The sequence below is a fragment of the Pseudomonas sp. R3-52-08 genome (assembly GCF_003851745.1).
In the GTDB taxonomy this organism is placed as follows: Bacteria; Pseudomonadota; Gammaproteobacteria; order Pseudomonadales; family Pseudomonadaceae; genus Aquipseudomonas.
Genome location: NZ_CP027730.1, coordinates 2370083 through 2393358 on the forward strand (window position 1 = coordinate 2370083; position 23276 = coordinate 2393358).

Sequence of the window (23276 nt, forward strand, 5' to 3'; positions counted from 1 at the left end):
TCACACCACCCCCAACAGATAGACCACGGTAAAGACGCAGATCCACACCACGTCCAGGAAATGCCAGAACAGGCTCAGGCAACTGAGCCGGGTGGCGTTGGTGCTGGTCAGGCCACGCTGGTGCACCTGCACCATCAGCACCGCCATCCACACCAACCCCGTCAGGACGTGCGCGCCGTGGGTGCCGACGAGGGTGAAGAACGCGGTCAGGAAGCCACTGCGGTCCGGCCCATGGCCCTCTTCAATCAAATGATGGAATTCGTTGATTTCCATGGCGATAAACCCGGCGCCCAGCACGAAGGTGAGCCCCAGCCAGCGCAGAACCTGGGACTGCTGGCCACGGTTCATCGCCAGCATCGCGTAGCCGTAGGTGATGCTGCTCAAGAGCAGCAGCATGGTTTCACCCAGCACATAGGGCGGCTCGAAAATGTCCGCACTTGAAGGGCCGCCCGCCACGCTGTCGCGCAACACCGCATAGCCAGCGAACAAGGTCGCGAACAGGATGCAGTCGGTCATCAAGTAGATCCAGAACCCGAACAGGCTCAGGGAACCGGCGTCTTCATGCCCTTGTTCGTGGGTGTGGGCGATGTCTTTTTCGATCACGATATTGGACATAAGAGTCAAGCCTCTGCCAGGTCTTTGAGACGGGCCGTTTCGATGCGCGCCACCTCTTCTGCGGGCACGAAGTAGTCAGTGTCTTCGTCGTAACTGCGCACCACGAACGCAACCACCGACGCCACCAGACCGAACGCCGCCAACCACCAGATATGCCACACCAGGGCGAAGCTGCAGATCAGCGCGAACACACTGATAACCAGGCCCGACGCGGTGTTGCGTGGCATATGGATGCTGCGATAGTCGGTGTGGCTCAGGGTGCTAACGCCGCGCTCCTTCATGCCCCAATAGGCGTCCAGGTCGTCGACCTTGGGTTGCTCGGCGAAGTTGTACACCGGCGGCGGAGAGGAGGTGGCCCACTCCAGCGTGCGCCCGTCCCACGGATCGCCGGTGAGGTCGCGATACTGGGGGCTGTGGCGGTTGCGGATGCTGACGAACAGTTGCAGTGCCTGAGCGGCCACGCCGCAGAGGATGATCGCCACCCCGACCAACTCCAGCAGCAACCAGGGCCGCCATTCCGGGTTGTCGAAGTGGTTGAGGCGCCGGGTCATGCCCATGAAGCCCAGCACGTACGACGGCATAAAGGCGAAGTAGAAGCCGATCAACCAGCACCAGAACGCGATGCGTCCCAGCTTATCGTTCAAGCGGAAGCCGAAAGCCTTGGGGAACCAGTAGGTCAGGCCCGCCATGTAGCCGAAGACCGCGCCGCCGATGATCACGTTGTGAAAGTGCGCGATCAGGAACAGGCTGTTGTGCAGCAGGAAGTCGGCGCCGGGAACTGCCAGCAGTACCCCGGTCATCCCGCCGATGCTGAAGGTCACGATAAAGCCCATGGTCCACAGCATCGGGGTTTCAAAGCGCACTCGGCCACGGTACATGGTGAACAGCCAGGTGAAGATCTTCACCCCGGTCGGCACGGCGATGATCATCGTCATGATGCCGAAGAACGCGTTGACGTTGGCCCCCGCGCCCATGGTGAAGAAATGGTGCAGCCACACGATGAACGACAACACGGTAATCGCGATCGTTGCCCATACCAGCGACACATAGCCGAACAGCCGTTTACTGCTGAACGTGGCGGCAACCTCCGAAAACACCCCGAACGCCGGCAGGATCAGGATATACACCTCCGGATGCCCCCAGGCCCAGATCAGGTTCACGTACATCATCGGGTTGCCGCCGGCTTCGTTGGTAAAGAAGTGCATGCCCAGATAACGATCCAGGCTCAGCATCAGCAGGGTAGCGGTCAGGATCGGAAACGACGCCAGGATCAACACCGAAGTGCACAGCGCATTCCAGGTGAACACCGGCATCTTGAACAGGGTCATGCCTTGGGTACGCATCTTCAAAATCGTGACGAAGAAATTCACCCCCGTCAGTAGCGTGCCTATGCCGGATATCTGCAAGGACCAGATGTAGTAATCCACCCCCACACCGGGGCTGTACGCTAACCCGGATAACGGCGGGTAGGCGACCCAACCGGTTCGCGCAAACTCACCGATCCCCAGTGAGACGTTGACCAACGCGGCACCGGCCACGAACAGCCAGAAGCTCAGCGCGTTGAGAAACGGGTAGGCCACATCGCGTGCGCCGATCTGCAACGGCACCACAACGTTCATCAAGCCGACCACGAAGGGCATGGCCACGAAAAAAATCATGATGACGCCGTGGGCGGTGAAGATCTGGTCGTAGTGTTCCGGCGGCAGATAACCCGGCCCGCCACTGGCGGCCATGGCTTGCTGGGTGCGCATCATGATCGCGTCGGAAAAACCGCGCAGCAGCATCACCAGTGCAACGATGATGTACATGCAGCCGATCTTTTTATGGTCCACCGAGGTGAACCACTCGCGCCACAGGTAACCCCATTTGCGCTTCCAGGTAATGGTCCCCACCATCGCCACACCGATAAGGCCGATAATGGCCAAGGTGTACATCACGATGGGTTCAGTGGTTGGAATCGCGTCCCACGACAGTTTTCCGAACATTGTTACCGCTCCTCAGCCAGCAGACTCGGGTGTTGATCGGCGCGCGTTTCAACGCCGCTCACGGGTGCGCGCTTGGGTTTATTGGCCTTGTTCATGCCTTCGTATTTATCGACGATGTCCAGGAACAGCCGCTCCTGAACCGCCGAGTAGTAGGTCACCGGGTGCTTGATGGTGGGCTTGGCCAATTGCGCATAGCTCGTCTGGTCCAGCGGCGTTGCCGCGCCCTTGACCTTGCTCACCCAGCTTTGGAAGTCGGCGGGGCTCAGCGACAGGGTGGAGAAATGCATGTCGGAAAAACCGGGGCCGTTGTAGTTGGCGGCGATGCCCTTGAATTCGCCGGTCTCGTTGGCGATCAGGTGCAGCTTGGTCTGCATGCCGGCCATGGCGTAGATCTGCCCGCCCAACGCCGGGATGAAGAAGGAGGTCATGGCCGCATCGGACGTGATGGTGAAACTCACCGGCGTGTGCACCGGCAGGGCCAGTTCGTTGACGCTGGCGATACCCAGGTCGGGGTAGATGAACAGCCACTTCCAGTCAGTGGCCACCACTTGCACATTGATCGGCGGCGTGTCCGAGTCGAGCGGGCGATAGGGGTCGAGGGCGTGGGTGGTTTTCCAGGTCACCCAGCCCAAGGCGATGATGATCAGCAGCGGCACGCCCCACACCACCGCTTCGATCTTGTGGGAGCTGGCCCAGCGTGGCGAGTAACGCGCCTTTTTATTGGTGGCACGGTAGCGGTAGGCGAATACGAACATCAGCACGATCACCGGCACCACCACCAATAACATCAGGCCTGTGGCGAGGATAATCAGGTCGCGTTCATCGGTTGCAACCTGCCCCTTGGGATTGAACACCACGAGGTTGCAGCCGGTTAATAAGAAAGTGCTGGCGAGATAGGCCAGGCAATAACTCATCGTTCGTTTCATGCCTTGCTCCTGTCGTGAAAACATCCGTGATTGCGCTGTCGAACAATTTGAATGGGGCCCTCAGGGGTTGGTTTAACAAAATGTTACGTCGCCTGACGAACGGTTTAACAAGCGAAACGCTAATGAGGCTTCTATAAAGTTCGCCTTGGAAAAAACACGGAATCCCTGCTAAAGAGTTCAGGTCTTAGTTGAAAGACCAACCCTTAACGGTCTTGGAGAACAGCTATGTTCATTCGCGGCAATACCTATAACGCCTGGGCCGCAAAAGCACTGGACGAAGAGTGCTTTACCCAGGAAGTGGAAAACGGCTGCCATATCGAAGTCAGGGCCCGCGAGCGGGAGGATGCCGATATCGAAGTGCTGCTGTGCGTTTACACCGCTACGGGCCAATGTGTCGCTGAGCGCACCAAGCAGTTACCGGGCGCGGAGTGGACAGTGCATGACGCGCTCAAGCGTGGTATCGACCAGGCCGAAAGGATTGCCGGGGGCGAATCCGGTCGATTGCCCTGCGCCGACGCACACGGTCACGACGACGACTGACGAGGCGCCTGCGCTGGATTCGCACGAATAAAGGAACTTTGGTGACGCGGGCATTTTCCATTGTAGATAGCCCTGCCTCAGCCGGCCCGTGCCGGCTGATCGCTGAACGCAAACCGCCGCCAGAGCCGCCCCATGACCGAATCCACTCTCAGCCACGCCGAACCTTCCAAGCCGTCCTTGCGCCGCGCCGTCACCGGCCCGATGTTGTTCCTGTTCATCCTGGGCGATGTGCTCGGCGCAGGCGTGTATGCGCTGGCCGGCACCATCGCCGGCCAGGTGGGCGGGGCGATCTGGGTGCCGCTGCTGGTGGCGCTGTTCTTCGCCATGCTCACGGCCGGCTCCTACGCGGAACTGGTGACCAAGTACCCGCACGCCGGCGCCGCCTCGGTGTTCGCCGAGAAGGCGTTCAAGTCACCGCTGGTCTCGTTCCTGGTGGGCTTTTGCATGCTCGCAGCGGCCGTGACCAGTGCGGCCGGTTTGTCACTGGCGTTTGCCGGGGACTACCTGGCGGCGTTTATCGACGTCTCCCCCCATGTGGCGGCGCTGGTCTTCCTGGTGGTGATTGCGCTGTTGAATGCCCGCGGGATCAAGGAGTCGCTGGGTGCCAATATGGTCATGACGTGCGTGGAACTGTCCGGGCTGTTGTTGGTGGTGGTCGCTGCGGCGTGGTGCTTCCAGGCCGGTGAAGCCAACCTGGGGCGGGCGTTTGAATTCAAGCCTGGCGTCAATCCAATGCTGGCTGTGCTGGCGGCTGCGTTATTGGCGTTCTATTCGTTTGTCGGCTTTGAGACGTCGGCTAACCTGGCGGAAGAAATCCGTGGTGTGCGCAAGATTTACCCGCGTGCGTTGTTCGCTGCGTTGATCACGGCCGGTATCGTGTATATGGCGGTCGGTGTCGCTGCATCGGTGGTGTTGCCGATGGACAAGTTGACGGCCACTTCGGCGCCGTTGCTCGAAGTTGTGCGCGCGTCGGGCTTGAACATTCCACCCCAGCTGTTTGCCTTCATTGCCTTGGTGGCGGTGGCTAACGGCGCTTTGCTGACGATGGTCATGGCCAGTCGCCTGACCTACGGCATGGCGCGCATGGGCCTGTTGCCGGAGCCTTTGTCGCGGGTGCTGTCCAAGCGCCGCACGCCTTGGGTTGCGATCATCGCCAGCACAGCCGTGGCGATTGCGCTGACCTTGACCGGCACGCTGGCGGCGTTGGCTGAGACGGTGGTGTTGTTGCTGCTGTTTGTGTTTCTCAGTACCAACCTGGCGGTCTTGGTGCTGCGCCGTGACCGGGTCGAAGAGCGGCATTTTCGTGTGCCGAGTTGGGTGCCGGTGTTGGCGATTGTGTCGTGTCTGATCCTGCTTAGTCAGCAGAGTCTGGATACTTGGCTGCGGGGTGGGGCGTTGATGGTGCTGGGGGTGGTGTTGTATGGGTGCAATCGGTTGGTGGCGCCTGCTGTTCAGGAGCCAAAGCCTCTCTAACTGACGCGCCGCGTTCCAATGATGCTGGATCAGAACGAGTCCATATCCGTTGCTGCGGTAACGGATATGGACTCAGTCAACCCCAACTCTCATCAGGGCCTGAACACTACCCGCATACACGCATCCGACTTTTCCTTGAACATCGCGTACCCCTGCGCGCCATCTTCCAGACTCATCGGATGGGTCAACAGATAAGCAGGATCCAACTCGCCTTTCTGAATATGCTCAAACAACCTCGTCGCATAACGCTGCCCCGGCTGCTGCCCGGCTTTCAACGTCAGGGCCTTGTTGACGATCGCTCCCATGGGAAACTTATCGAGCAGCCCCCCATACACCCCGACTACCGACACCGTGCCGCCTTTACGGCAAGCACGTATGGCCTGCCTGAGCACGCTGCCGCGTTCGGTGTGCAGCCTGAGCAATTGCTTGGCCTTGTCATAGGCATAGTCGATCTCGGTACCGTGCGCCTCCATGCCCACGCAGTCGATGCAGCGGTCCGGCCCGCGGCCACCGGTCAGTTCCAGCAAAGCGTCGTGCACATTGGTGTGCTCGTAATTGAGCGGAATCGCCTTGCCGCGCTCTTGTGCCAGGCGCAGCCGGTCGGGGTAACGGTCGATCGCGATGACCCGTTCTGCGCCCAACAGATAGGCGCTGCAAATAGCCATCTGGCCTACGCCGCCGCAGCCCCACACCGCCACGGTGTCGCCGGGCTGAATGCCGGCATTGTCCGCCGCGAAGTAACCGGTCGGCGCTGCGTCCGACACGAACAGCGCCTGCTCGTCGCTGACCCCGTCGGGCACCTTGAACAGGTTGACGTCGGCGAACGGCACCCGCACGTAGGTGGCGTGGCTGCCGGGGTAGCCACCGAAGGCATGGCTGTAGCCGAGGATGCCACAGCACGGCTGGCCGTACAGGAGGTCCGTCGCAGAAGGGTTGGGGTTGGAGTTATCGCAACAGGAGAAATCGCTGCGTTGGCACGGTTCGCAATTGCCGCAGCCAATGATCGAAATGGTGATCACTTTGTCACCCTGGCGCAGGTCCGTGATGCCTTTGCCCACCTCGACGACTTCCCCCATGAATTCGTGGCCGATGATATCTCCAGGCTTCATCGCCGGTACGTAGCCGCCAAGCAAATGGAGGTCGGAACCGCACACGGAAGACAGCGTGACGCGAATGATCGCGTCACGCGGGTTGAGGATCGTCGGGTCGGGAACGTTGTCGACTTGCAGTGTATTCGGTGCTTGCCAAGTGAGTGTGCGCATCAGTGATTTCCCCCTTCAATGGCGACGCCGGTTTTGACTGCCGGGTGATCGGTGGTCACCTGGTCGTCGGCGGCGTGTACGTAAAAAAAGTCGTCGTCGTGTTCCGGTCTGAGGCGGTTGTTGCTGATCTCGCCGGTTTCCAGTTGCTGTTTCACCGCCTGCAATGCATTGAGCAAGGCTTTGTCACTGAACAGGCTGATTGCACGAGCGAGGCCATAGCCCAATTTGCCCATGGCCGGCTTGCAGACCACCACCGCTTTGACTTGCGTGCCACGGCCGGCGGGAGCGGGGGTCAGTGAGACGGTAATGTCGTGCGCCCAGCGCGCATCGCCTGGGGTTTTCCAATGCAACACGGCCGGCTCCTGGGTTTGGGTTTGGGTTTGGGTTTGGATCAGCGTGCACTGCACGCGTTTGCCGACGGGAGCGCGGAGCGTCCAGCGCGTGGTGTCCGGCAACAATTGTTCGATGCTGTCGACCCAGCGCAGCAGCGGGCCAATCTGCTCGGGCCGGGCGAGGAAAGCAGACACTTCTTCGAGCGGGCGACCTATTGTGATACTGCGCGTGATCGCCTCGCTGATCGGCCAGTGATGCTCGCGACTGAACTGCTGTTCGAAGGGGGTTGGCGTCAGTGCCTGCTTCAGCGTGCAATGGCCGGCCGTACCGCGAACCAAGGCGTAGGCGCCTGCTGCAGTCTGCAATGCGCCGGCCAATCCGCCGGTGCGCCAGCCGTTCAGCAGCAGGGCTGCGCCGGCCGTCAGCGAAAGTGTGCGTTCGGCCTTGGTCAGCGTGCCGCGTCGGTGGGTGTCTTCAGAGGTATGGTTCGCTATCAGTGGATGCTCAGTCATGTTGCAGTCCTCCAACGGGTGTGTGTGCGGTAGAAAATCCGCCGCCGTTTGAGGTTCCACAACATTTTGCGTAGGGGGATGAAAGGTGTCAGCGCCTAGGGAGGGTTCAGAAGTCCGCGAGGCGGCATGCGGCGACGCGCGAAGTCGTCCCAGCGCTCAGGCTCACGCTGTTCGCCACAGCGCATGCACGCATATACATCCGGTCCTAGGCCCAGATAGTAGCCCTTGCGTATATAAGGATGATCGCACGCAACTGGCCGATAGCCTTGGCCCGTCCGACTACACTGCTTAGTCATATAAACTGCCCTGAAAAAAAGCCCGCACTAAGTACGGGCAAGACAGGAGTTTTTACCAAGAGCCTGGAGTGAACAGACTCACTATTGAGAATCCAAAAAAGCCGACGAGGTTTTATTTTTTTTCGTAACTGCCGACGAATGGTCGTTGGCCTATACAAACAAGAAAACTGTGCAGGCTGGTCAGTTAGCCAAGAAAAATTCTGAACCTTCGTTCTGATCAAACAACAAAAAGATCAGAAGGAGCGGCTATGAAAAATTCTTTATATATCATTGAGTACGACTACCACCATGAGCCGAAGTCTTTCATTATAAGAGCGGAGGTCATGAACAATACGGAGGCATGGCATTGGGCATGTTGCGATGCAGGGATCGGCATTATTCCAAGGTCGCGCAATGAAAAGATCAAACGAATGAGCAAGCCACTCGCCGAGCGTTACGGCATTGAACATGTAAGGTGGCGTCCGTCCGGCAGTGTTCCGTTTATTGCACAGCCCTACGTCCCACCTCCGCCTGAATAAAGGCGAGTTTAATGGGGCATCCAGTCGCCCTTTGTTCAGAACTTACTGGTTTTCTCGGCGAGTTTGCAGGGCATATAACTTTTGCACACTGCGTTGAAGTGCATCTTTCATAAGTTCGGCCGCGTACAGTTGCCTGCACGTCGGGCAGAGCATTTCAGAGGCTGTCGCCACCAGGTACTCAGGTTCGTCCGTGGTCGGTTCATAGGTTGTCTTGCATTGAACACAACGGCGGTTCGCTTGTAGATGGGGCACATCGATTCCTCCCTGAATGGAGTGCCACCATTCATCATCGGGCGGATGTTTTCAACCGCTAAACGGGAAAATTTCAAACAAGCGATTAGTTGATATTTTAATGCCAGTATCCTGAGTCGACAGCGCATCGTGTCCGGGCGAAAGGCTAGGAGTGGATGAAGCTGCTCACGAACTCCGCCTTGATGACCGGCAGTTCGATGCCGTGGATCAAGCCGGCGGCCAGCGCCTGGTGAGGGTCGAGAATGCGCGGTGCGGCGATCAGGTACTTTTCCGTTTCCAACGGTTCGCTGGCAGCGGCGGTGCGTTCGGCCACGATGCGTGCATACAGTTGCAAGTCGTAATCGAGGCTCATCGCGTATTCGGACATGCGCGAATGGTCGACCGCGCCTTGCATGTGCCAATGAAACGGGTGGAACAGGAATTTGCTGTGGGTGCAGGCGGTGCGGCGTTCACCGGCAAGAAAAATGATATTGCCCATCGATTCCACCGTGCCCAGGTTATGGGTATGCACCGGGATCGGCAGCGACATCAGGAAGTTGTACATCGTAAAACCATAGCTGCATTCGCCGCCCATGGTCGCGATGTTCAATACCAGGCCCGAAGCATCTTGCTGCACGGCCAACGAGGCTTTTTCGATCAGTTGGCTGCAGGTCGAGGCGGTGACAGGGCCGGTAAAATTAATAATGTGTAAAGGCATGGTGTCCCTCATCAATGAAAGCAGGGGAGCACTGCTCCCCTGCGTCAAGCACGTTAACTATTGCGGCCGCCACCATGGCTGTTTTCGCCGCCTTTACGTCCGGCTTCCGAGGCTTTCTCCCGGTCGTTGGCGAAATTCCCGCCACTGTTCTGGCCGCCTTTGCTACCGGCTTCAGCGGCGCGCTCGGGATCATTCTTGAAGTTGCCGCCGCTGTTCTGACCGCCTTTGCTACCGGCTTCAGCGGCGCGTTCAGGATCGTTCTTGAAATTCCCGCCACTGTTTTGGCCGCCCTTGCTGCCGATCTCTTGATAGAACTCTTTATCATGAGAAGCAGACGTGGCTTCGCCACCTTTTTTACCGGCTTCGTTGACACTCATTTGGCCTTTTTTGTCTTGAGTACTCATGTTCAGTTACCTCGTCGTTATGTCGGTTATACAACGTTCATTTCGATCTTGCAGGGAACTTGCACTCAGTCTGCGAGTGCGCTGGCTATAAGTTTCTCTCGCACAACGGTGGTGTTTGCGTCGCGCCGATAGTTGCTTCGGCTAGTTCGGAAACTTGCCGGCGTTCGTAACAGGGAGTTGTGCTTGAACGCGCAACGGTCTTTGCCTCAGTTCGCACTTCCATCACCGGCTGGCGATGGAGCTCGCCACGCTGATAATCAATTGACGCTCGCATGATTGATGCCCTTCGTTATGACTTGCGTCCACCACCATGGCTATTCTGGCCGCCTTTACGACCGGCTTCCGAGGCTTTCTCGCGGTCGTTGGCAAAGTTGCCCCCTGACGACTGGCCGCCTTTTTTTCCGGCTTCCGAAGCTTTTTCGCGGTCGTTAGCGAAGTTGCCAGGATTTTTATTACTCGTGGTCATAACAATACTCCAAGTTAAATTGTCGTTTCGCTAGTTGCCCATTTATGCAACGGACATCTACTCCGATAAGAGCAGGCGGGCAGTGGTTTTGAATTTTTTTAGAAACGCCGATGAACGGTAGTGAGTAGCCAGAAACTTATACAAATCGTCGCTTGGCAAGCCGCTTCGTATAACTTTTCAGAGGGAGGTTGATATTGAAATAATGGCGTTGCTGACCATTCGGCTTAGTTTCAAGTGTGTGTTTCTGAAGGCGGAATAAGCGTGGCTGATCTTTGTCGGCGTTACTCCTTGCTTGGCGCCGTCTGCGGCCAATGCTGGCCTTTTCACACGCTATTGCTGCAGCCCCGCCAGACTGCTTGTATGCTTGCGCCCCGGAACCGGTGGCCGCTGTGAGTACCGACGTTCGATTGATGGCTGGAATGGGACCGGACTTCCTTTAAGGTGCTGACGTGAAGCGTGATACCCGCCTCGTGATGCTTTTGCTGTTGGTGATCAGCTGTTCCCTGACTTCGTTGACGATCTGGAAAGTCCTGTCTTCCCGTGAGCGTGCGCTGGCGGAAGTGAACGTGCATGGCTTGAACCTCACCCAGGCGCTCACGACCTATACCGAAGGGATCGTGCGCCAAAGCGCGCTGCTGTTGCTGGGCCTGGTCGAGCGCCTGGAAACCGAAGGCAGTGGCCCGGCGCAGATCCAGCGCATCAGCGCGTTGATACGTCGTCAGCAGCCGGTGATGCCGCAACTCAGCGGCATCACCATCTATGACCGGCAGGGTGGCTGGTTGATGTCGTCCAACCGCGCGATTCCGGCGGGCGCCAACAGCAGCGCGCGCGCCTATTTCATCCATCACCGCGACGATCCGAGCCGTGAGCCTTTCATCGGTCCGCCGATTCAGAGCCATACCAACCAGGAGTGGGTGGTTACCATCAGCCGCCGCTTCGATGACGCGGCCGGCAACTTTGCCGGGGTGGTGGCCGTGACCCTGGGCGTGGAGAACTTTCTGCGCGTGTTCGGCACACTCGACGTCGGCCAGGACGGCGCGATCGGTTTGTCGTATACCGATGGCACCTTGCTGGTGCGCTATCCCTTCCGCGAGCAGGACATGGGCCGCAACTTTTCCACCTCGCCGATCTATTCCCAGTATCTGGTCGACCGCTCCGTCGGCACCGCTGCATACACCTCCAGCCTGGATGGGGTAGAGCGGCTGTATGCCTTCCGCAAAAGCGAGAGCCTGCCGCTGATTACCACCGTCGCCCTGGGCAAGCACGAAGCGCTTGCGGCCTGGCGCATTGAAGCCGCGTTGTCGGCGGTGGTGGTGACGGGGCTGCTGGGGCTGACCGGTTTGATCGGTTGGTTTCTGATCCTTGATATCCGCCGGCGAACCGAGGCCGAAGAGGCGCTGCGTATCGCCCAGCAGCAGTTGCTCGACTCTAATCGGCAGCTTGAATTACTGGCGATGAAGGACGCGCTGACCGGCCTGGCCAACCGACGCTGTTTTGATGAGACCCTGGCCCTGGAAGCGCGCCGGGCGCAACGCGACGGCACGACGCTGGCCTTGCTGATGATCGACGTCGACTATTTCAAACGTTACAACGACGCCCTCGGTCATGTCGCGGGCGATGCCTGCCTGCAGAGGATCAGCGCACTGTTGGAGACATGCGTGCGGCGCCCTTCGGACCTGGTGGCGCGTTACGGCGGCGAAGAAATAGCGATCATCATGCCCGCGACCGACGGCGAAGGCGCTGCAGTGGTGGCGCAATTGATCCTGGATCGACTACTGCACGCCGATATCGCTCATCCGGGCAGCCCATTCGGGCGTGTGAGTGTGAGTATCGGGGTGGCGGCGGGTGCAGGTGCTGAGCTGGAGCCTGCGCTCGGCTTGATCGAAGCGGCGGACCAGGCGCTTTATAACGCGAAGTCTGCAGGGCGTAATGGATTTGCGCTGTGCTGAGGAGCCGGACGCGAATTAACTGCCTGATCGCGTTCCAAATGTGAGAGGGGCTTGCTCCCGATAGCGGTGTATCAGATGACCTTGAGCTGAATGACACTCCGCCATCGGGGGCAAGCCCCCTCCCACATGGATGACTTCAATCGGCACCTACCAAGGCGGGCCGACGACCGCCGAGTTTGCGCAGGTGCTCCACCGGTGTATTCGCTATTGCCTCTTCATGCAATGCAGTTTCCAGCGCTTCCAGATGCCGCGACAGGATCTTCACCGAGCCGCTCGGGTTGGCAGGGTCGAACGGGATCTTGCCATTGGCGACCAAAACCATGGCCAGTTCCCAGGCCCGCTGCGAGTTGTTCATTACGCCACCTCCTTTTTTCAACAGGTTCAGATAAGGCTGTGACCCGCCTGCAAGGAGACGGTATCAATTTGGTTGCTTCTGAAATATTGATCAATTCAACGATTCAGTTCCGTCGGAACTATCGTTTATTTAGATTCGCCGCCTGTCAGCGCAAAAATTCTGAACCCTGCCGCCGCCCCGCCAACCTAATGCTGCATAACCGGGAGGTGCACCATGGAACTGACGTATTTCTGGATTGGCTTGATGATCATCCTGTTGTTGCTCGACCTGTGGGTCCTCAACAGCGTGTGGCGTAGCGAAAACTCTTCGGGGAGCAAGGCAGGGTGGACCGCCGTGGTCGTCTTGCTGCCGTTGCTGGGCGCGGTGATATGGGCGGTATACGGTCCGCGCGGCGTGACCAAGGGTCCGTCCTCGCCGGAGCACAGCAAGGGCTGAGAGAGGGCTGGCTATGCGCGAGTTAGAGCCTGATGACCTGCACAGCCGCAACTATCCGGTACGCGAAGACATGCCTTTGCAACGCAAAGTCTGGCGCTTCGAGCGTCTGGGCTGGTACGGGCTGGTCGTGCTTATTGTACTGACGCTGGCGGGGCTGTTTTCCAAGGGGCCGTTGAGCACCACCGAGGTGCGCAGCGCCGACGGCCAGTTACGCGTCGAATACCAGCGCTTCCTGCGCAATGGTTCCTCCGATGCGTTGGTGATTCATCTGCAGGGCGCCGCACGCAAGCCGTTGGAAGTCGAAATCAACGGCGAGCTGTTGCAGGGCTTCAACGTGGAGATGCTCCAACCCCAGCCCCTCAAGGCCAGTGCGGCGGGAGAGGGCGTAAAGCTGTGGACGCTGAGCGACGATCAGGGGCGGGCCACGCTGTACCTGAGCTTGCTCAGTGACGGCGTCGGCAATTTCGACACCCGGGTATCGCTGGCCAATGGCGCCACTGTGGACGTATCCCAGTTCATTTATCCCTAGGGAGCAAGCATGGACTCCGTCTTGCGGGCAGCCGCGATTTACCTGGTATTGATGATCCTGTTCAAGGTCGCCGGCCGGCGCTCCCTGGCCGAACTCAACACCTTTGACCTGGTGCTGCTGATGGTGATTGGTGAGGCGACCCAGCAGGCCCTGCTGGGGGATGATTTCTCGCTGACCAATGCGGTGCTGGTCATCGTCACGCTGATCGCTATCGACATCGGCCTGTCATTGCTCAAGCAACGTTCGCTGTGGTTTTCACGGGTGCTCGATGGCGGGCCGACAGTGGTGGTCGAAGAGGGCCGAGTCCTGCACGAACGCCTCAAGCGTGCCCGCCTGGATGAAGACGATATCCTTGAGGCGGCCCGGTCGGCCCAGGGCATCCTGGAGATCAAGCACATCCGCTTCGCGATCCTCGAGCGCAACGGCAAGATCTCGGTGATTCCTTACCAATAACCGCGCCTAGCGCCGTGCGCGGCACAGGCTCTGGATTAAGCTGATCAACGCATCATGGGTGACGGGTTTGCTCACATGGGTGCTGAAGCCCGAGTCGGTGGCCTTCTTCTGGTCACTGCTGGCACCGTAACCCGTCAACGCGATGGCGGGCACCTGCTGGAGGTGGCTGATCTGGCGCAAGTGCTGCATCAGCTCATGGCCGTTCATGTTCGGCATGCCAATGTCCGAGACAATCAGGTCGAAAGGCGTGTCGCCGGCCACTTGCAGTGCAGCGAGCGGGTCATCGAACGCACTCACCTCGGCGCCTTCCATCTCCAGCAGCATATTCAGCACTTCCAGCACATCGGCCGAGTCGTCCACCAGCAGCACTTTGACTCCGCTCAAGCGCTCGTCCGAAGCGTCCGCAGCATTGGCGCGGGGCAGGCGGTCCTGTTGCTTGGAAAGTGGCAGCGCTATCGAGAAGGTGCTGCCAAAGCCAAGCCCCTCGGAGTGAACGCTGACCGTGCCACCGTGAGCTTCCACCAGTTGCCGCACCAGAGACAGGCCGATACCCAGGCCTTCGCGCTGATGGGTCTGGTGTTGGTTTTCCGCCTGGCCGAACAGGTCGAAGATCTTCTCCAGGCTGTCTTCGGCGAGCCCGGCGCCGCTGTCGATCACGTCCAACCGCGCGTACCCCTCGGTACGGCTGACCAGCAACTGCACACGGCCGTCGCTGGGGGTGAATTTCAGCGCATTGTTGACCAGGTTCCAGATCACCTGTTCGAGGCGCGTAGGGTCGGCGTCGACGAACAAGGCTGCCGGAGTCGTCGGTTTTTGCAGGGTCACCTGGCACCGATGGCCATCGGCGAGCACCACCGCGTAGATATCCTCAAGCGTGCTGATCAGGTCGATCGGTTGCTTCTTCAGCTTGAGCTTGCCGGTGCGCACCCTGGCCACATCCAGCAGGTCGTCGATGATGCGCGCCTGGCTCGATACCGCTTCGCAGATGGTGTTCACGGCCTTGACCGCCTGGCCGGTGGCCTTGGTCGCCGGCAGGCGTCGCAGCAATTCGGCATTCAGTTGAATCAGGTTCAACGGGTGCTTGAGTTCGTGGGACATCACCGCGAAGAACTCATCCTTGAGGTGACTGTTGGTCTGGGTCTCCATCAAGCGTTGACTCTGCTCATCCTGGGTGCGCTTATGGCCGGTGAGGTCACGGGCGATCTTGACGTAGCCCTGCAGGTTATTGCTGGTCAGCAGGGTGACTTCGCCACTGCAATAAAACCGGCTGCCGTCCTTGCGTACGTGCCAGCGTTCGTCTTCGCCGCGCCCGTGTTCGCGGGCAGCGCGCAGCTCGTTTTCGGGGATGCCGGCGGTGCGGTCTTCAGGGGAGAAGATCAAGTCGTAATAGGCGCCGAGCACCTCGTCTTTGGTATAGCCGAAGATCAACTCGGCACCGGTGTTCCAGTCGGTGATGGCGCCATGGTCATCCAGAATGATGATGGCAAAATCATGGGTGCTGTCCGCGACCAGGCGCATGCGCTCTTCGCCCAGGCGCAGTTCTTCTTCGGCCTGGCGCCGCTTGGTGATATCGATAAAGGTCAGCACCGTGCCATCGATATGGTCTTCGCTGGAGCGGTACGGCAGAAGGCGTGCGATGTACCAGCGGTCGTCCTTGCTGCTGATTTCGCGTTCGATCATGCTCAACGATTCGAACACTGTGGTGGCGTCTTCGGTCATTTCCGGGTAGTTGAGCCGGTGGGTGATGTCCATCAACGAGCGCCCGGTGTCCACCGGCAGCATGCTGAAAATATCCGTGGCCCGTGGCGTGAACCAGCGGATGCGCATGTTGCGGTCGACGAAGACCGTGGCGATATCGGTGGAGGCGATCAGGTTGGTCAGGTAGTCATTGACCTTGTCGGTCTCTTCAACCTTGGTCTTGAGTTCGAAATTGACCGTCAGCAGTTCTTCGTTGATCGACTGCAACTCTTCCTTGCTGGTTTCCAACTCTTCGGTGGCCGAGCGCAACTCTTCGTTGACCGCCTGCATTTCTTCGTTGGACGCCTTGAGTTCTTCGCTGGAGACCTCGGCCTGCTCGATGGTGTCCTGCAGGTGCAACTTGGTCCGCTGCAGTTCGCGCTCCAGGTTGCTCATCATCTGGTTTTCGGCTTGGCTGATGGCGGTTTCTTCGGCGTGCCGGGGGTCGACTTCAGTTTCCTGGAAAATCACCAGGACATAATCGCTCTCGGTGAGATCGTCCTGGTAGGGCAGGGCGGTGACATCGACCACGTAGGGCACGTGATCGCGCTCGATGCGCACTTTGCGCGACGTCACCGCAAGGCCCGACTGCTGGGCCTGGAACAGCGTCGTACGAATATCCAGGCGCAGGTCCGGGTGCACCAGGGCCAGCAGGTTGCGCGTCATCTCCCCGGCCACATGGCGCAGGAAGCGCGCCGCGCCTTCACTCATGTGCAGGATGTCGGCGTGTATATCCACGATGACACTGGGCGGCGCGGCCTTCTCCAGCGCGCGCAGGTGAATGTCGGCGAACGAGACCTTGTTCGGTACCTTGACCTGGGCGGCAGCGGTCGTGGCGCTGGGCCGCAGGTAGCCACCGCGCGGCATGCTGGGCGCGCGGCGCATGGCAGCCGAGCCGGCCCGCACGCGGAAAATGCGGTTGCGCTTGTCCACCGGCACGAACAGGTCCAGGCAGCCGTCGGCCGACTCCGAGGAGCCCAGGAACAGGTAGCCGCCGGGGCGCAGCGCAAAGTGGAACATCTGCAGGATATCGCGCTGCACCTCACGGTCCAGGTAGATCAACAGGTTGCGACAGACGATCAGGTCGATCTGCGAGAAGGGCGGGTCGCTCAGCAGGCTGTGCTTGGCGAACAGGACTTTTTCACGAATTTCCTTGCGCACCCGATAGTGCTGGTTCTTTTCCTTGGCAAAGTGCTGGCGCAGGCGTGAAGGCGGCACGTCAGTAATGATCGCTTCCGGGTAAACGCCGTTACGGCCATGGTTGATCGCGCGCTCGTCGATATCGGTGGCGAACACCTGCATTTTTGCATCGCTGCCATCTATCGCCAGTTGCTCGGCGACCAGCATGCCCAGGCTATAGGCTTCTTCGCCGGTGGAGCAGCCGGCCGACCAGATGCGCACCTCTTCGCGTTTGGGCACGCTGTCTTCCAATGACTTCACCAGGTTCGGAATCACATCGCGTTCGAGCGCTTCGAAGGCCTCGCGGTCACGGAAAAAGTTGGTCACGCCGATCAGCATGTCACCGAGCAACGCCTTGGTTTCTTCCGGGTGCCCCTGGAGATATTCGTAATAGCTGGCCAGGTCCGGTTGGGCGGTGACCTGCAGGCGGCGTTCGATGCGGCGCAGTACGGTAGCGCGCTTGTAGTGCTTGAAGTCGTGGCCGGTGGTGAGCCGCAGTTGTATCAGGATATCCAGCAGCAACTGTTCGGCGACCGCCGCGTCACGTTCAGTCGCAGGCGGCGTGGTCTTGATCTCGGGGTCATTGGCGGTAGGCAGGGTGATGGAGCGGGCGTTGCGCCATAGCTCCAGCAATTTTTGCGGCATCTCCACCACGGGCAACACGAGATCGACCATCTGGGTTTCGATGGCCGCCAGTGGCATGCCGTCGAATTCCGCGTCTTCCGGGGTTTGCACCAGGGTGACGCCGCCCTGTTCCTTGATGCGCGAAAGCCCCACCGCGCCGTCCGAACCGGTGCCGGACAATACCAGGCAAAACGCGTGCTCTTTATGGGCATCTGCCAGGTCGCGAAAGAACAGGTCGATGGCAATATGCGAGCCGCCTTCGCGCGCCGACGGCGAGACGGCCAGGTAGCCATCATTCATTGCCAAGTGCTGCGCCGGCGAAATCACGTACACCCGGTTCTTCTCGATGGGCGTCGTCTCGGTGACCTGCAGCACCGGCAGCCGGGTCGACTCCTGGATGATCCTGTCCGCGACGCTTTGATGGTCGGGGGACAGGTGCAGGATCACCACAAAAGCCATGCCGCAGTCTTGGGGCATGTGTTCGAAAAATGCCTTCACCGCTTGCAACCCGCCCGCCGACGCGCCGATACCCACCACTGGAAAATCAAGGGTGCTGGGGATCAGATCCTTGCGTTGCGGGACATTGGGTGACCGCGGGGGGGCAGACTTCATAAACACCAACCTTGGTTAACTGCGCAGGGCAAGAATTCGAAACGGGATGAGGGATAAACGAATAGCGGAATATAGCTGAAAAGCGACCTGTAACAGAACGCTTCGACACCACTCGATACCCCAACGGGCGTTCACCCTTCGGTTGAGAGGCGTACTTTGCAAAGGTTTATTCCATCGGACGAGCGGCGCAGCCGTGCGGGTACGGTCATCCGGTTTTCTGAAAATTGCTCTGAACTATCGGGCGCGGCCGACCCTCGCAACACTAACCACACACAGGAGGGAATCCGATGAGTAACTACCCAAAACCACCCTTCAAGCCACAGCAGCAGCCTGTACCCGGCGACCAGCGCAAGATGGAGCCGATGCCCGATTGCGGTGAGCAGACCTACAAAGGCTCGGGCCGGCTCGCCAACAAGATTGCCTTGATTACCGGCGCCGACAGCGGCATCGGGCGTGCGGTGGCGATCGCCTTTGCCCGCGAAGGCGCGGACGTTGCCGTGTCGTATCTGGACGAGCATGAGGACGCCAAGGAGACCCAGCGCTGGGTCGAGGCAGCGGGGCGCCAGTGCCTGCTGTTGCCCGGTGACCTGGGCGACGCGGCGCAGTGCACAGCCATTGTCAACGACACGGTGAAGGAGTTCGGGCGTATCGACGTGCTGGTCAACAACGCCGCGTTCCAGATGACCTACAAATCCCTGGAAGACATTCCTGACGAGGACTGGGTCAAGACCTTCAACATCAACATCACCGCTATGTTCAGGATCTGCAAGGCGGCGCTGCCGCACATGGCCGAGGGCAGTTCGATCATCAACACGACGTCGGTCAATTCCGACATGCCCAACCCGTCGCTGTTGCCTTATGCGGCCACCAAGGGCGCAATCGCCAACTTCACCGCCGGCCTGGCACAGATGCTGGGTGAGCGCGGGATTCGCGTGAACAGCGTGGCGCCGGGGCCGATCTGGACGCCGTTGATCGTGTCGACGATGACTGACGACATGGTGGAGAGCTTCGGTGGCAACACGCCGCTGGGGCGTCCTGGCCAGCCGGTGGAAGTGGCGCCTATCTATGTGCTGCTGGCGTCGGATGAAGGCAGTTATATCTCTGGCGAGCGCTACGGCGTGACGGGGGGTAAACCGATCCTCTGAACAGACGCATGCCCCTGATATTCAGGGGCATGCTTCATAACTCAGGGGCATGCCTCATAACCATGTAGGAGCGAGCTTGCTCGCGAAGAACTCAGGCTCCCCGCGCTTATCCAGAATGAACGCGTCGCCTGGACATTCTTCGCGAGCAAGCTCGCTCCTACAAATGCCTCAACTGACCTGCCGTTAAGCTTTATTTTTCCTGGCGCGGTGAATGCGCATCCACTCTTGATAAGCGGCGGTCCGTTGCGCGTCCGCCAGCTTCTTCGCCTCGGTGAAGCGCGCCCAGGTCGCGGTATCGCCGCTGTAGTGTTCGATGATCTTATAGGCCTGGGCATCCAATCGGTCCGCTTCGTAGAACATCTGGGTGTTCTGCGCGACCTCGTCGTCCGACGTTTGCCTGGCTGTGTAATCCAGCACCTGACTGTTCATGATGTAATGCCCTCTGCCCACTGAATCGCTGCCGCGCCGCACCAGCGCACATCCGTAATGCCGTATTTTTCCGCCATCGGCTTGGAGACGCGCTTGAGGTTGTTTTGCCCGAACCTGGGGATGACCGCCACGCCGGCATCGCAACTGGCCCAGTGCCAGGCTTCAGCGTTATTCATGCGCGCCGCACGCACGATGAACGACCTGGGCTCGCCGTGAAGTTGATACTTGATGGTGAATAACTCGTTGTTTTTCATGAGGACTCCCTATGCTCATGAAGTACAGATATTTGACGTCAAAAATAATTCAAATAAGTTGTCGGACAATGCGATGGCCTGCTCGCAGGCTCAATCGTCCACCGTAAAGGTGACCCAACCTGGCCCGTCAGCCGGGCGTTCCAAGGCCACGATCACACCGCTGACAGACGTGCCGTCGGGCACGTTGACGGTGACGAAGTTGGGGTTGCCGGGCCAGGTCAGCGGGGTATCGAAATCCAGGCGAACGATGGTGGGCTTGCCGCTGCTGGTCATTTTTATGTTGGCGTTTTCGTTCAGGCATTCATCGTCTTCGGTGCCCAGATGGCGGGAAGCGGTAATGACGCTGGCAGGGCCTTGATGGTCGTAAGACATAGTTGAACTCCTCATGCGCGGGGCAGCTGATGCGCCCCTTTCCTATGTGGCAAGCGCCGGCAAATAATCGTTCAATCCAAATGACCAGCTGCCGCTGTCAGTGCTGGTGGGCTGCCTGGGTGGGGTCTTCGATCTGGATGACATTGCCCTGGCGCCAGGCGTCCGCGCCGGGTGCTATGGCCGGAGCGGCGATGTCGGCGCGCGCCTGCTTTTTCCTGGCGCTGTCGACGCCCAGCCGCTGGTCCCGTTCGGCGACCATCTTCGGATCGGCTTGGCCATCGGCGGTAAAGCCCATCATCAATTGCGGAACACCCAGCGGCAGGCGCTTGTTGAGGTCGGTGTGCCAGGTGTGCCAGGTCTTGCCGTAGGTATGCACCAGTTTTTCCATCAAGGCATGCTCGGCCACCGCAGGAATACCGGGAGCTACCAGCTGGCCCGACTTCACCTCATGCACATGGCTGTGCCACAACGCCTTCTCGGGCGCAGGCAGGCTGTTGAACAGCTGTTCGCTGATGATGTACTCCACGCCCATCAACTTGGCGTCCTTGCGGTTGCCGTCGTAGATCACACACTGGATCACTTCCTCATTGAGAATCGCGCAATAGTGATGGGCTTCCATTTGCACGTCGGGATGGCCGTTGTAGAAGTGGAAGCCGTCCAGGTAGGCATTGAGCGCATCGATGGGCGGGCGCGATTGCAGCAGGGCGGCGCCGGTGTCGAGAGTGCGCGTGGTGGGTGATTTGGCCTCACCGGGCGCGACGACGTTGGAGGCTGAGTCGTTGCCGGCGCAGGCGGTCAGCGCGGCCATCGACATCGCCAGGCACAGCGAAGGCAAGGCGGGTTGCAGGCTGTTGATGTTCATTGGGGACTCCCTCCGTGGGGTGGTGTTGGAACACATCTAGAAAGCCTGCCGCAGTGGGTGTTCAACCGGATTTCAGTGCACGACCAAGAAGATTTGTGGAACAACCGTTCGGCGTGCCAGGTCATTTTTCATAAGTGTTCAATAGCGCGAATGGAGACCCCGGATGCAACCCCAGCCAAACGATGCCCGACCCGATGTCCCTCAGTTGCTTCACCAACTGTTGCTCGCCCGTGGCCCTGGCGGCCAGGAGGATGAGGTGCGCGCCATTTGCCTGGAGCATTTGCGGCCGCTGTGTGACGACACCTGGGTGGACCCGGCCGGCAATGTCATCGGCCTGGTCAAAGGCGCGCAGGGCGATAGCGAGCCCCGCCGCGCGGTGCGGGTCATGGCGCATATGGATGAGATCGCCATGGTGGTCAAGCATGTGGACGCGGACGGCACGTTGCGCGTGACCGCGTTGGGCGGTGCCAACCCGGTGAATTTCGGCATGTGCCCGGTGGACATACTCGGTGATCACCAATTCATTCCGGGGGTGCTGTCCTTTGGTTCGATGCATGCCACCGCCAACGCGCCCCAGGGTGCCGATGTGTTGTCAGGCGACGTGCACTGGAATGACGTGCATGTGATCACCCGGTGCTCCGTCGAGACCTTGCGTGACTACGGCGTACGCCCCGGCAGCCGCGTCACGCTGAGCCGCCATTGGCGTGCGCCGTTCCAGGTGGGGGATGCGATTGCCGCGCACTTCCTGGATGACCGCGCGCCCATCGCTGCGGTACTTCATAGCGTGCAGCGCCTGCACCAACGCCGACAGGAGTTGGCGTGCGATGTGTATTTTGTCTTCACCACCCTGGAAGAAGAGTGCAACGCCGGGGCGATGTATGCGGCGCAGACACTGCCGGGCGATACCACCATTGCGGTGGAAGTCGGCCCGGTGATGAGTGAGTACGGCACTCGCCTGAGCGTCGATCCGATCGTCAATACCGGTGACCTCAAAGGCTATTACACACGTTCCGTGGTCACCGGCCTGGCAGACGCCGCACAGCGCTGCGGTTATGCGCCTCAATATGCGCTGTTGGTGGATTTTGCCTCGGATGCCAGTGCCGTCATGAGTAACGGCACTTCGGCGCGCGGCGGTTGCCTGGCGATTCCAACGGAAAACACCCACGGCTACGAGCTGATTGTGGACGGCGCAATTGAGGCCTGTGCGCTGACATTGGCCGACTACCTTGCAACCTTTTGAACGCGGGAGATTGTCATCATGGATATAGCCGCAGCCACTATCGATTACCTGAAACACCACCAGCTCACTCTCACCAGCGCCGAGTCGTGTACGGCAGGCAAGATCATTACTTTGCTGTCGGAGGTCAGGGGCGGCGGGTCATGTATTGAAAGTGGTTATGTCGTGTACTCGCCCGAGGCCAAACAGCGCTTGCTGGGCGTGCGCGCGTATACGATCGATACCTTTAACCTCACCAGTTGTGAAGTTGCTCGCGAGATGGCCGAAGGCGCGTTGCGTGACAGCCCGGCCGGGGTTGCCGTCGCCACCACCGGCCTGCTCGGCCCGGATGACATGGACGGGATTCCGGCCGGAACCATATGTTTTGCCTGGGCTTATCGAATCGAAAACCGGCTGAGTATCTTCAGTCGAAAGGAGCGCTTCATGGGCTCCCGTGAGCAGGTGCAGCTGGATGCGACGCTGCATGCCTTGAAATGGCTGGCGCATTTTCACCAGCGTGCGTTGGCGGGTGAGCGGGGTTAATGGCCTGCCGCGCCCGGCCGTTCCGGCTGAAGTTGAATGTTCAACACCAGCTCATCGGTGCCCGATGCCTGGGCATCCACGACGACGCCATGATAAGTGCGGTTCTCAACCTTGATCGATACGGTATGTGCCTTCGGCAGCTCCTTCGGCCACGGCCCTGGGATGTGCAGCGATAGGCGCTCGCCGGCCTGGGTAATCCGCGCCATGCATGCATGGGAGAGCGGGTTGACGCCGAGCAGTGTGTCTTGAAGGTAATCGATGGTGCAGCGTTGCGACGGTGCAGCGGTGGAATCCGGCATGGAA

The 23276-nt window shown here is 59.6% G+C and carries 25 protein-coding genes; 10 read left to right on the top strand and 15 right to left on the bottom strand.

Annotation, left to right across the window (positions count from 1 at the left end; translation table 11 throughout):
* From cyoC to cyoA, 3 genes are read right to left on the bottom strand one after another with little or no spacing between them, the layout of a single operon-like run.
* Nucleotides 1-615 carry a cytochrome o ubiquinol oxidase subunit III gene (cyoC, locus tag C4J91_RS11040; protein ID WP_124362337.1) on the bottom strand — a complete coding sequence of 205 codons (615 nt, stop codon included), beginning with the start codon at nt 613-615 and terminating at the stop codon, nt 1-3.
* A 5-nt stretch (nt 616-620) separates the two neighbouring features.
* Nucleotides 621-2600 (bottom strand): cytochrome o ubiquinol oxidase subunit I, encoded by a 1980-nt coding sequence (cyoB, locus tag C4J91_RS11045; protein WP_124362338.1) that lies wholly within the window; start codon nt 2598-2600, stop codon nt 621-623.
* Nucleotides 2601-2602: 2 nt separating this feature from the next.
* The gene (gene cyoA / locus C4J91_RS11050; protein ID WP_124362339.1) at nt 2603-3526 is read right to left on the bottom strand and encodes a ubiquinol oxidase subunit II; all 924 of its coding nucleotides are present in this window, start codon (nt 3524-3526) and stop codon (nt 2603-2605) included.
* 225 nt (nt 3527-3751) lie between these two features.
* Here cyoA and C4J91_RS11055 point away from each other — a divergent pair, with 225 nt between their 5' ends.
* Nucleotides 3752-4066 (top strand): hypothetical protein, encoded by a 315-nt coding sequence (locus tag C4J91_RS11055; RefSeq protein ID WP_124362340.1) that lies wholly within the window; start codon nt 3752-3754, stop codon nt 4064-4066.
* A gap of 132 nt (nt 4067-4198) precedes the next feature.
* Complete coding sequence (locus tag C4J91_RS11060) at nt 4199-5539, top strand: APC family permease (protein ID WP_256681676.1); 1341 nt, start codon at nt 4199-4201, stop codon at nt 5537-5539.
* 92 nt (nt 5540-5631) lie between these two features.
* On the opposite strand, the gene C4J91_RS11065 is transcribed toward C4J91_RS11060, so the two are convergent.
* Entirely contained in the window at nt 5632-6801 is a 1170-nt protein-coding gene (locus C4J91_RS11065) for a zinc-dependent alcohol dehydrogenase (RefSeq protein ID WP_124362341.1), read from the bottom strand.
* The gene (locus C4J91_RS11070; protein WP_124362342.1) at nt 6801-7646 is read right to left on the bottom strand and encodes an SRPBCC family protein; all 846 of its coding nucleotides are present in this window, start codon (nt 7644-7646) and stop codon (nt 6801-6803) included. Before C4J91_RS11070 ends, C4J91_RS11065 begins: the two co-directional genes overlap by 1 nt.
* A gap of 544 nt (nt 7647-8190) precedes the next feature.
* On the opposite strand from C4J91_RS11070, the gene C4J91_RS11075 reads away from it, so the two are divergent.
* Nucleotides 8191-8460 (top strand): DUF6555 family protein, encoded by a 270-nt coding sequence (locus C4J91_RS11075; RefSeq protein ID WP_124362343.1) that lies wholly within the window; start codon nt 8191-8193, stop codon nt 8458-8460.
* A 397-nt stretch (nt 8461-8857) separates the two neighbouring features.
* On the opposite strand, the gene C4J91_RS11085 is transcribed toward C4J91_RS11075, so the two are convergent.
* The 3 genes from C4J91_RS11085 to C4J91_RS11095 form a co-directional block, all read right to left on the bottom strand.
* Nucleotides 8858-9409, bottom strand: a complete 552-nt coding sequence (locus C4J91_RS11085) for an ATP-dependent Clp protease proteolytic subunit (RefSeq protein ID WP_124362345.1) — start codon at nt 9407-9409, stop codon at nt 8858-8860.
* A gap of 53 nt (nt 9410-9462) precedes the next feature.
* Nucleotides 9463-9813, bottom strand: a complete 351-nt coding sequence (locus tag C4J91_RS11090) for a general stress protein (protein WP_124362346.1) — start codon at nt 9811-9813, stop codon at nt 9463-9465.
* A 289-nt stretch (nt 9814-10102) separates the two neighbouring features.
* Nucleotides 10103-10279, bottom strand: coding sequence for a general stress protein (locus C4J91_RS11095; protein ID WP_076954923.1), 177 nt, complete (start codon nt 10277-10279; stop codon nt 10103-10105).
* 449 nt (nt 10280-10728) lie between these two features.
* Here C4J91_RS11095 and C4J91_RS11100 point away from each other — a divergent pair, with 449 nt between their 5' ends.
* Nucleotides 10729-12228: a sensor domain-containing diguanylate cyclase gene (locus tag C4J91_RS11100; RefSeq protein WP_124362347.1), complete on the top strand. Its 1500-nt coding sequence runs from the start codon at nt 10729-10731 to the stop codon at nt 12226-12228.
* Nucleotides 12229-12364: 136 nt separating this feature from the next.
* Here the strand turns inward: C4J91_RS11100 and C4J91_RS11105 are convergent, their stop codons facing one another.
* Nucleotides 12365-12583, bottom strand: coding sequence for a hypothetical protein (locus C4J91_RS11105; protein WP_124362348.1), 219 nt, complete (start codon nt 12581-12583; stop codon nt 12365-12367).
* Between the two features lie 213 nt (nt 12584-12796).
* Here C4J91_RS11105 and C4J91_RS11110 point away from each other — a divergent pair, with 213 nt between their 5' ends.
* From C4J91_RS11110 to C4J91_RS11120, 3 genes are read left to right on the top strand one after another with little or no spacing between them, the layout of a single operon-like run.
* Complete coding sequence (locus C4J91_RS11110) at nt 12797-13018, top strand: PLDc N-terminal domain-containing protein (RefSeq protein ID WP_124362349.1); 222 nt, start codon at nt 12797-12799, stop codon at nt 13016-13018.
* Between the two features lie 13 nt (nt 13019-13031).
* Complete coding sequence (locus C4J91_RS11115; RefSeq protein WP_124362350.1) at nt 13032-13547, top strand: hypothetical protein; 516 nt, start codon at nt 13032-13034, stop codon at nt 13545-13547.
* 9 nt (nt 13548-13556) lie between these two features.
* Nucleotides 13557-14000, top strand: coding sequence for a DUF421 domain-containing protein (locus tag C4J91_RS11120; RefSeq protein WP_124362351.1), 444 nt, complete (start codon nt 13557-13559; stop codon nt 13998-14000).
* Nucleotides 14001-14006: 6 nt separating this feature from the next.
* On the opposite strand, the gene C4J91_RS11125 is transcribed toward C4J91_RS11120, so the two are convergent.
* Complete coding sequence (locus tag C4J91_RS11125; protein ID WP_124362352.1) at nt 14007-18152, bottom strand: CheR family methyltransferase; 4146 nt, start codon at nt 18150-18152, stop codon at nt 14007-14009.
* A 287-nt stretch (nt 18153-18439) separates the two neighbouring features.
* On the opposite strand from C4J91_RS11125, the gene C4J91_RS11130 reads away from it, so the two are divergent.
* Complete coding sequence (locus C4J91_RS11130) at nt 18440-19297, top strand: SDR family oxidoreductase (protein ID WP_124362353.1); 858 nt, start codon at nt 18440-18442, stop codon at nt 19295-19297.
* 183 nt (nt 19298-19480) lie between these two features.
* Here C4J91_RS11130 and C4J91_RS11135 read toward each other — a convergent pair whose 3' ends face one another.
* The 4 genes from C4J91_RS11135 to C4J91_RS11150 form a co-directional block, all read right to left on the bottom strand.
* Nucleotides 19481-19726, bottom strand: coding sequence for a hypothetical protein (locus C4J91_RS11135; RefSeq protein WP_124362354.1), 246 nt, complete (start codon nt 19724-19726; stop codon nt 19481-19483).
* The gene (locus tag C4J91_RS11140) at nt 19723-19980 is read right to left on the bottom strand and encodes a DUF6555 family protein (protein ID WP_124362355.1); all 258 of its coding nucleotides are present in this window, start codon (nt 19978-19980) and stop codon (nt 19723-19725) included. Before C4J91_RS11140 ends, C4J91_RS11135 begins: the two co-directional genes overlap by 4 nt.
* 90 nt (nt 19981-20070) lie before the next feature.
* Nucleotides 20071-20352 carry a hypothetical protein gene (locus C4J91_RS11145; protein WP_124362356.1) on the bottom strand — a complete coding sequence of 94 codons (282 nt, stop codon included), beginning with the start codon at nt 20350-20352 and terminating at the stop codon, nt 20071-20073.
* A gap of 97 nt (nt 20353-20449) precedes the next feature.
* Nucleotides 20450-21214: an OBAP family protein gene (locus C4J91_RS11150; RefSeq protein WP_124362357.1), complete on the bottom strand. Its 765-nt coding sequence runs from the start codon at nt 21212-21214 to the stop codon at nt 20450-20452.
* Nucleotides 21215-21377: 163 nt separating this feature from the next.
* Here C4J91_RS11150 and C4J91_RS11155 point away from each other — a divergent pair, with 163 nt between their 5' ends.
* Nucleotides 21378-22454 carry a M42 family peptidase gene (locus tag C4J91_RS11155; RefSeq protein WP_124362358.1) on the top strand — a complete coding sequence of 359 codons (1077 nt, stop codon included), beginning with the start codon at nt 21378-21380 and terminating at the stop codon, nt 22452-22454.
* 18 nt (nt 22455-22472) lie between these two features.
* Nucleotides 22473-22973: a CinA family protein gene (locus C4J91_RS11160; RefSeq protein ID WP_124362359.1), complete on the top strand. Its 501-nt coding sequence runs from the start codon at nt 22473-22475 to the stop codon at nt 22971-22973.
* On the opposite strand, the gene C4J91_RS11165 is transcribed toward C4J91_RS11160, so the two are convergent.
* Nucleotides 22970-23272, bottom strand: a complete 303-nt coding sequence (locus tag C4J91_RS11165) for a hypothetical protein (protein WP_124362360.1) — start codon at nt 23270-23272, stop codon at nt 22970-22972. The two genes, C4J91_RS11160 and C4J91_RS11165, sit on opposite strands and share 4 nt — an antisense overlap.
* Between the last annotated feature and the right edge of the window lie 4 nt (nt 23273-23276).

Coding starts and splice junctions, on each gene's coding strand:
- C4J91_RS11105 (WP_124362348.1), bottom strand. CDS start 12,583: ATGAACAACTCGCAGCGGGCCTGGGAACTGGCCATGGTTTTGGTCGCC.
- C4J91_RS11155 (WP_124362358.1), top strand. CDS start 21,378: ATGCAACCCCAGCCAAACGATGCCCGACCCGATGTCCCTCAGTTGCTT.
- C4J91_RS11055 (WP_124362340.1), top strand. CDS start 3,752: ATGTTCATTCGCGGCAATACCTATAACGCCTGGGCCGCAAAAGCACTG.
- C4J91_RS11165 (WP_124362360.1), bottom strand. CDS start 23,272: ATGCCGGATTCCACCGCTGCACCGTCGCAACGCTGCACCATCGATTAC.
- cyoB (WP_124362338.1), bottom strand. CDS start 2,600: ATGTTCGGAAAACTGTCGTGGGACGCGATTCCAACCACTGAACCCATC.
- C4J91_RS11140 (WP_124362355.1), bottom strand. CDS start 19,980: ATGAAAAACAACGAGTTATTCACCATCAAGTATCAACTTCACGGCGAG.
- C4J91_RS11150 (WP_124362357.1), bottom strand. CDS start 21,214: ATGAACATCAACAGCCTGCAACCCGCCTTGCCTTCGCTGTGCCTGGCG.
- C4J91_RS11160 (WP_124362359.1), top strand. CDS start 22,473: ATGGATATAGCCGCAGCCACTATCGATTACCTGAAACACCACCAGCTC.
- C4J91_RS11075 (WP_124362343.1), top strand. CDS start 8,191: ATGAAAAATTCTTTATATATCATTGAGTACGACTACCACCATGAGCCG.
- C4J91_RS11120 (WP_124362351.1), top strand. CDS start 13,557: ATGGACTCCGTCTTGCGGGCAGCCGCGATTTACCTGGTATTGATGATC.
- C4J91_RS11060 (WP_256681676.1), top strand. CDS start 4,199: ATGACCGAATCCACTCTCAGCCACGCCGAACCTTCCAAGCCGTCCTTG.
- cyoC (WP_124362337.1), bottom strand. CDS start 615: ATGTCCAATATCGTGATCGAAAAAGACATCGCCCACACCCACGAACAA.
- C4J91_RS11065 (WP_124362341.1), bottom strand. CDS start 6,801: ATGCGCACACTCACTTGGCAAGCACCGAATACACTGCAAGTCGACAAC.
- C4J91_RS11090 (WP_124362346.1), bottom strand. CDS start 9,813: ATGAGTACTCAAGACAAAAAAGGCCAAATGAGTGTCAACGAAGCCGGT.
- C4J91_RS11135 (WP_124362354.1), bottom strand. CDS start 19,726: ATGAACAGTCAGGTGCTGGATTACACAGCCAGGCAAACGTCGGACGAC.
- C4J91_RS11070 (WP_124362342.1), bottom strand. CDS start 7,646: ATGACTGAGCATCCACTGATAGCGAACCATACCTCTGAAGACACCCAC.
- C4J91_RS11085 (WP_124362345.1), bottom strand. CDS start 9,409: ATGCCTTTACACATTATTAATTTTACCGGCCCTGTCACCGCCTCGACC.
- C4J91_RS11130 (WP_124362353.1), top strand. CDS start 18,440: ATGAGTAACTACCCAAAACCACCCTTCAAGCCACAGCAGCAGCCTGTA.
- C4J91_RS11125 (WP_124362352.1), bottom strand. CDS start 18,152: ATGAAGTCTGCCCCCCCGCGGTCACCCAATGTCCCGCAACGCAAGGAT.
- C4J91_RS11145 (WP_124362356.1), bottom strand. CDS start 20,352: ATGTCTTACGACCATCAAGGCCCTGCCAGCGTCATTACCGCTTCCCGC.
- C4J91_RS11095 (WP_076954923.1), bottom strand. CDS start 10,279: ATGACCACGAGTAATAAAAATCCTGGCAACTTCGCTAACGACCGCGAA.
- C4J91_RS11110 (WP_124362349.1), top strand. CDS start 12,797: ATGGAACTGACGTATTTCTGGATTGGCTTGATGATCATCCTGTTGTTG.
- cyoA (WP_124362339.1), bottom strand. CDS start 3,526: ATGAAACGAACGATGAGTTATTGCCTGGCCTATCTCGCCAGCACTTTC.
- C4J91_RS11115 (WP_124362350.1), top strand. CDS start 13,032: ATGCGCGAGTTAGAGCCTGATGACCTGCACAGCCGCAACTATCCGGTA.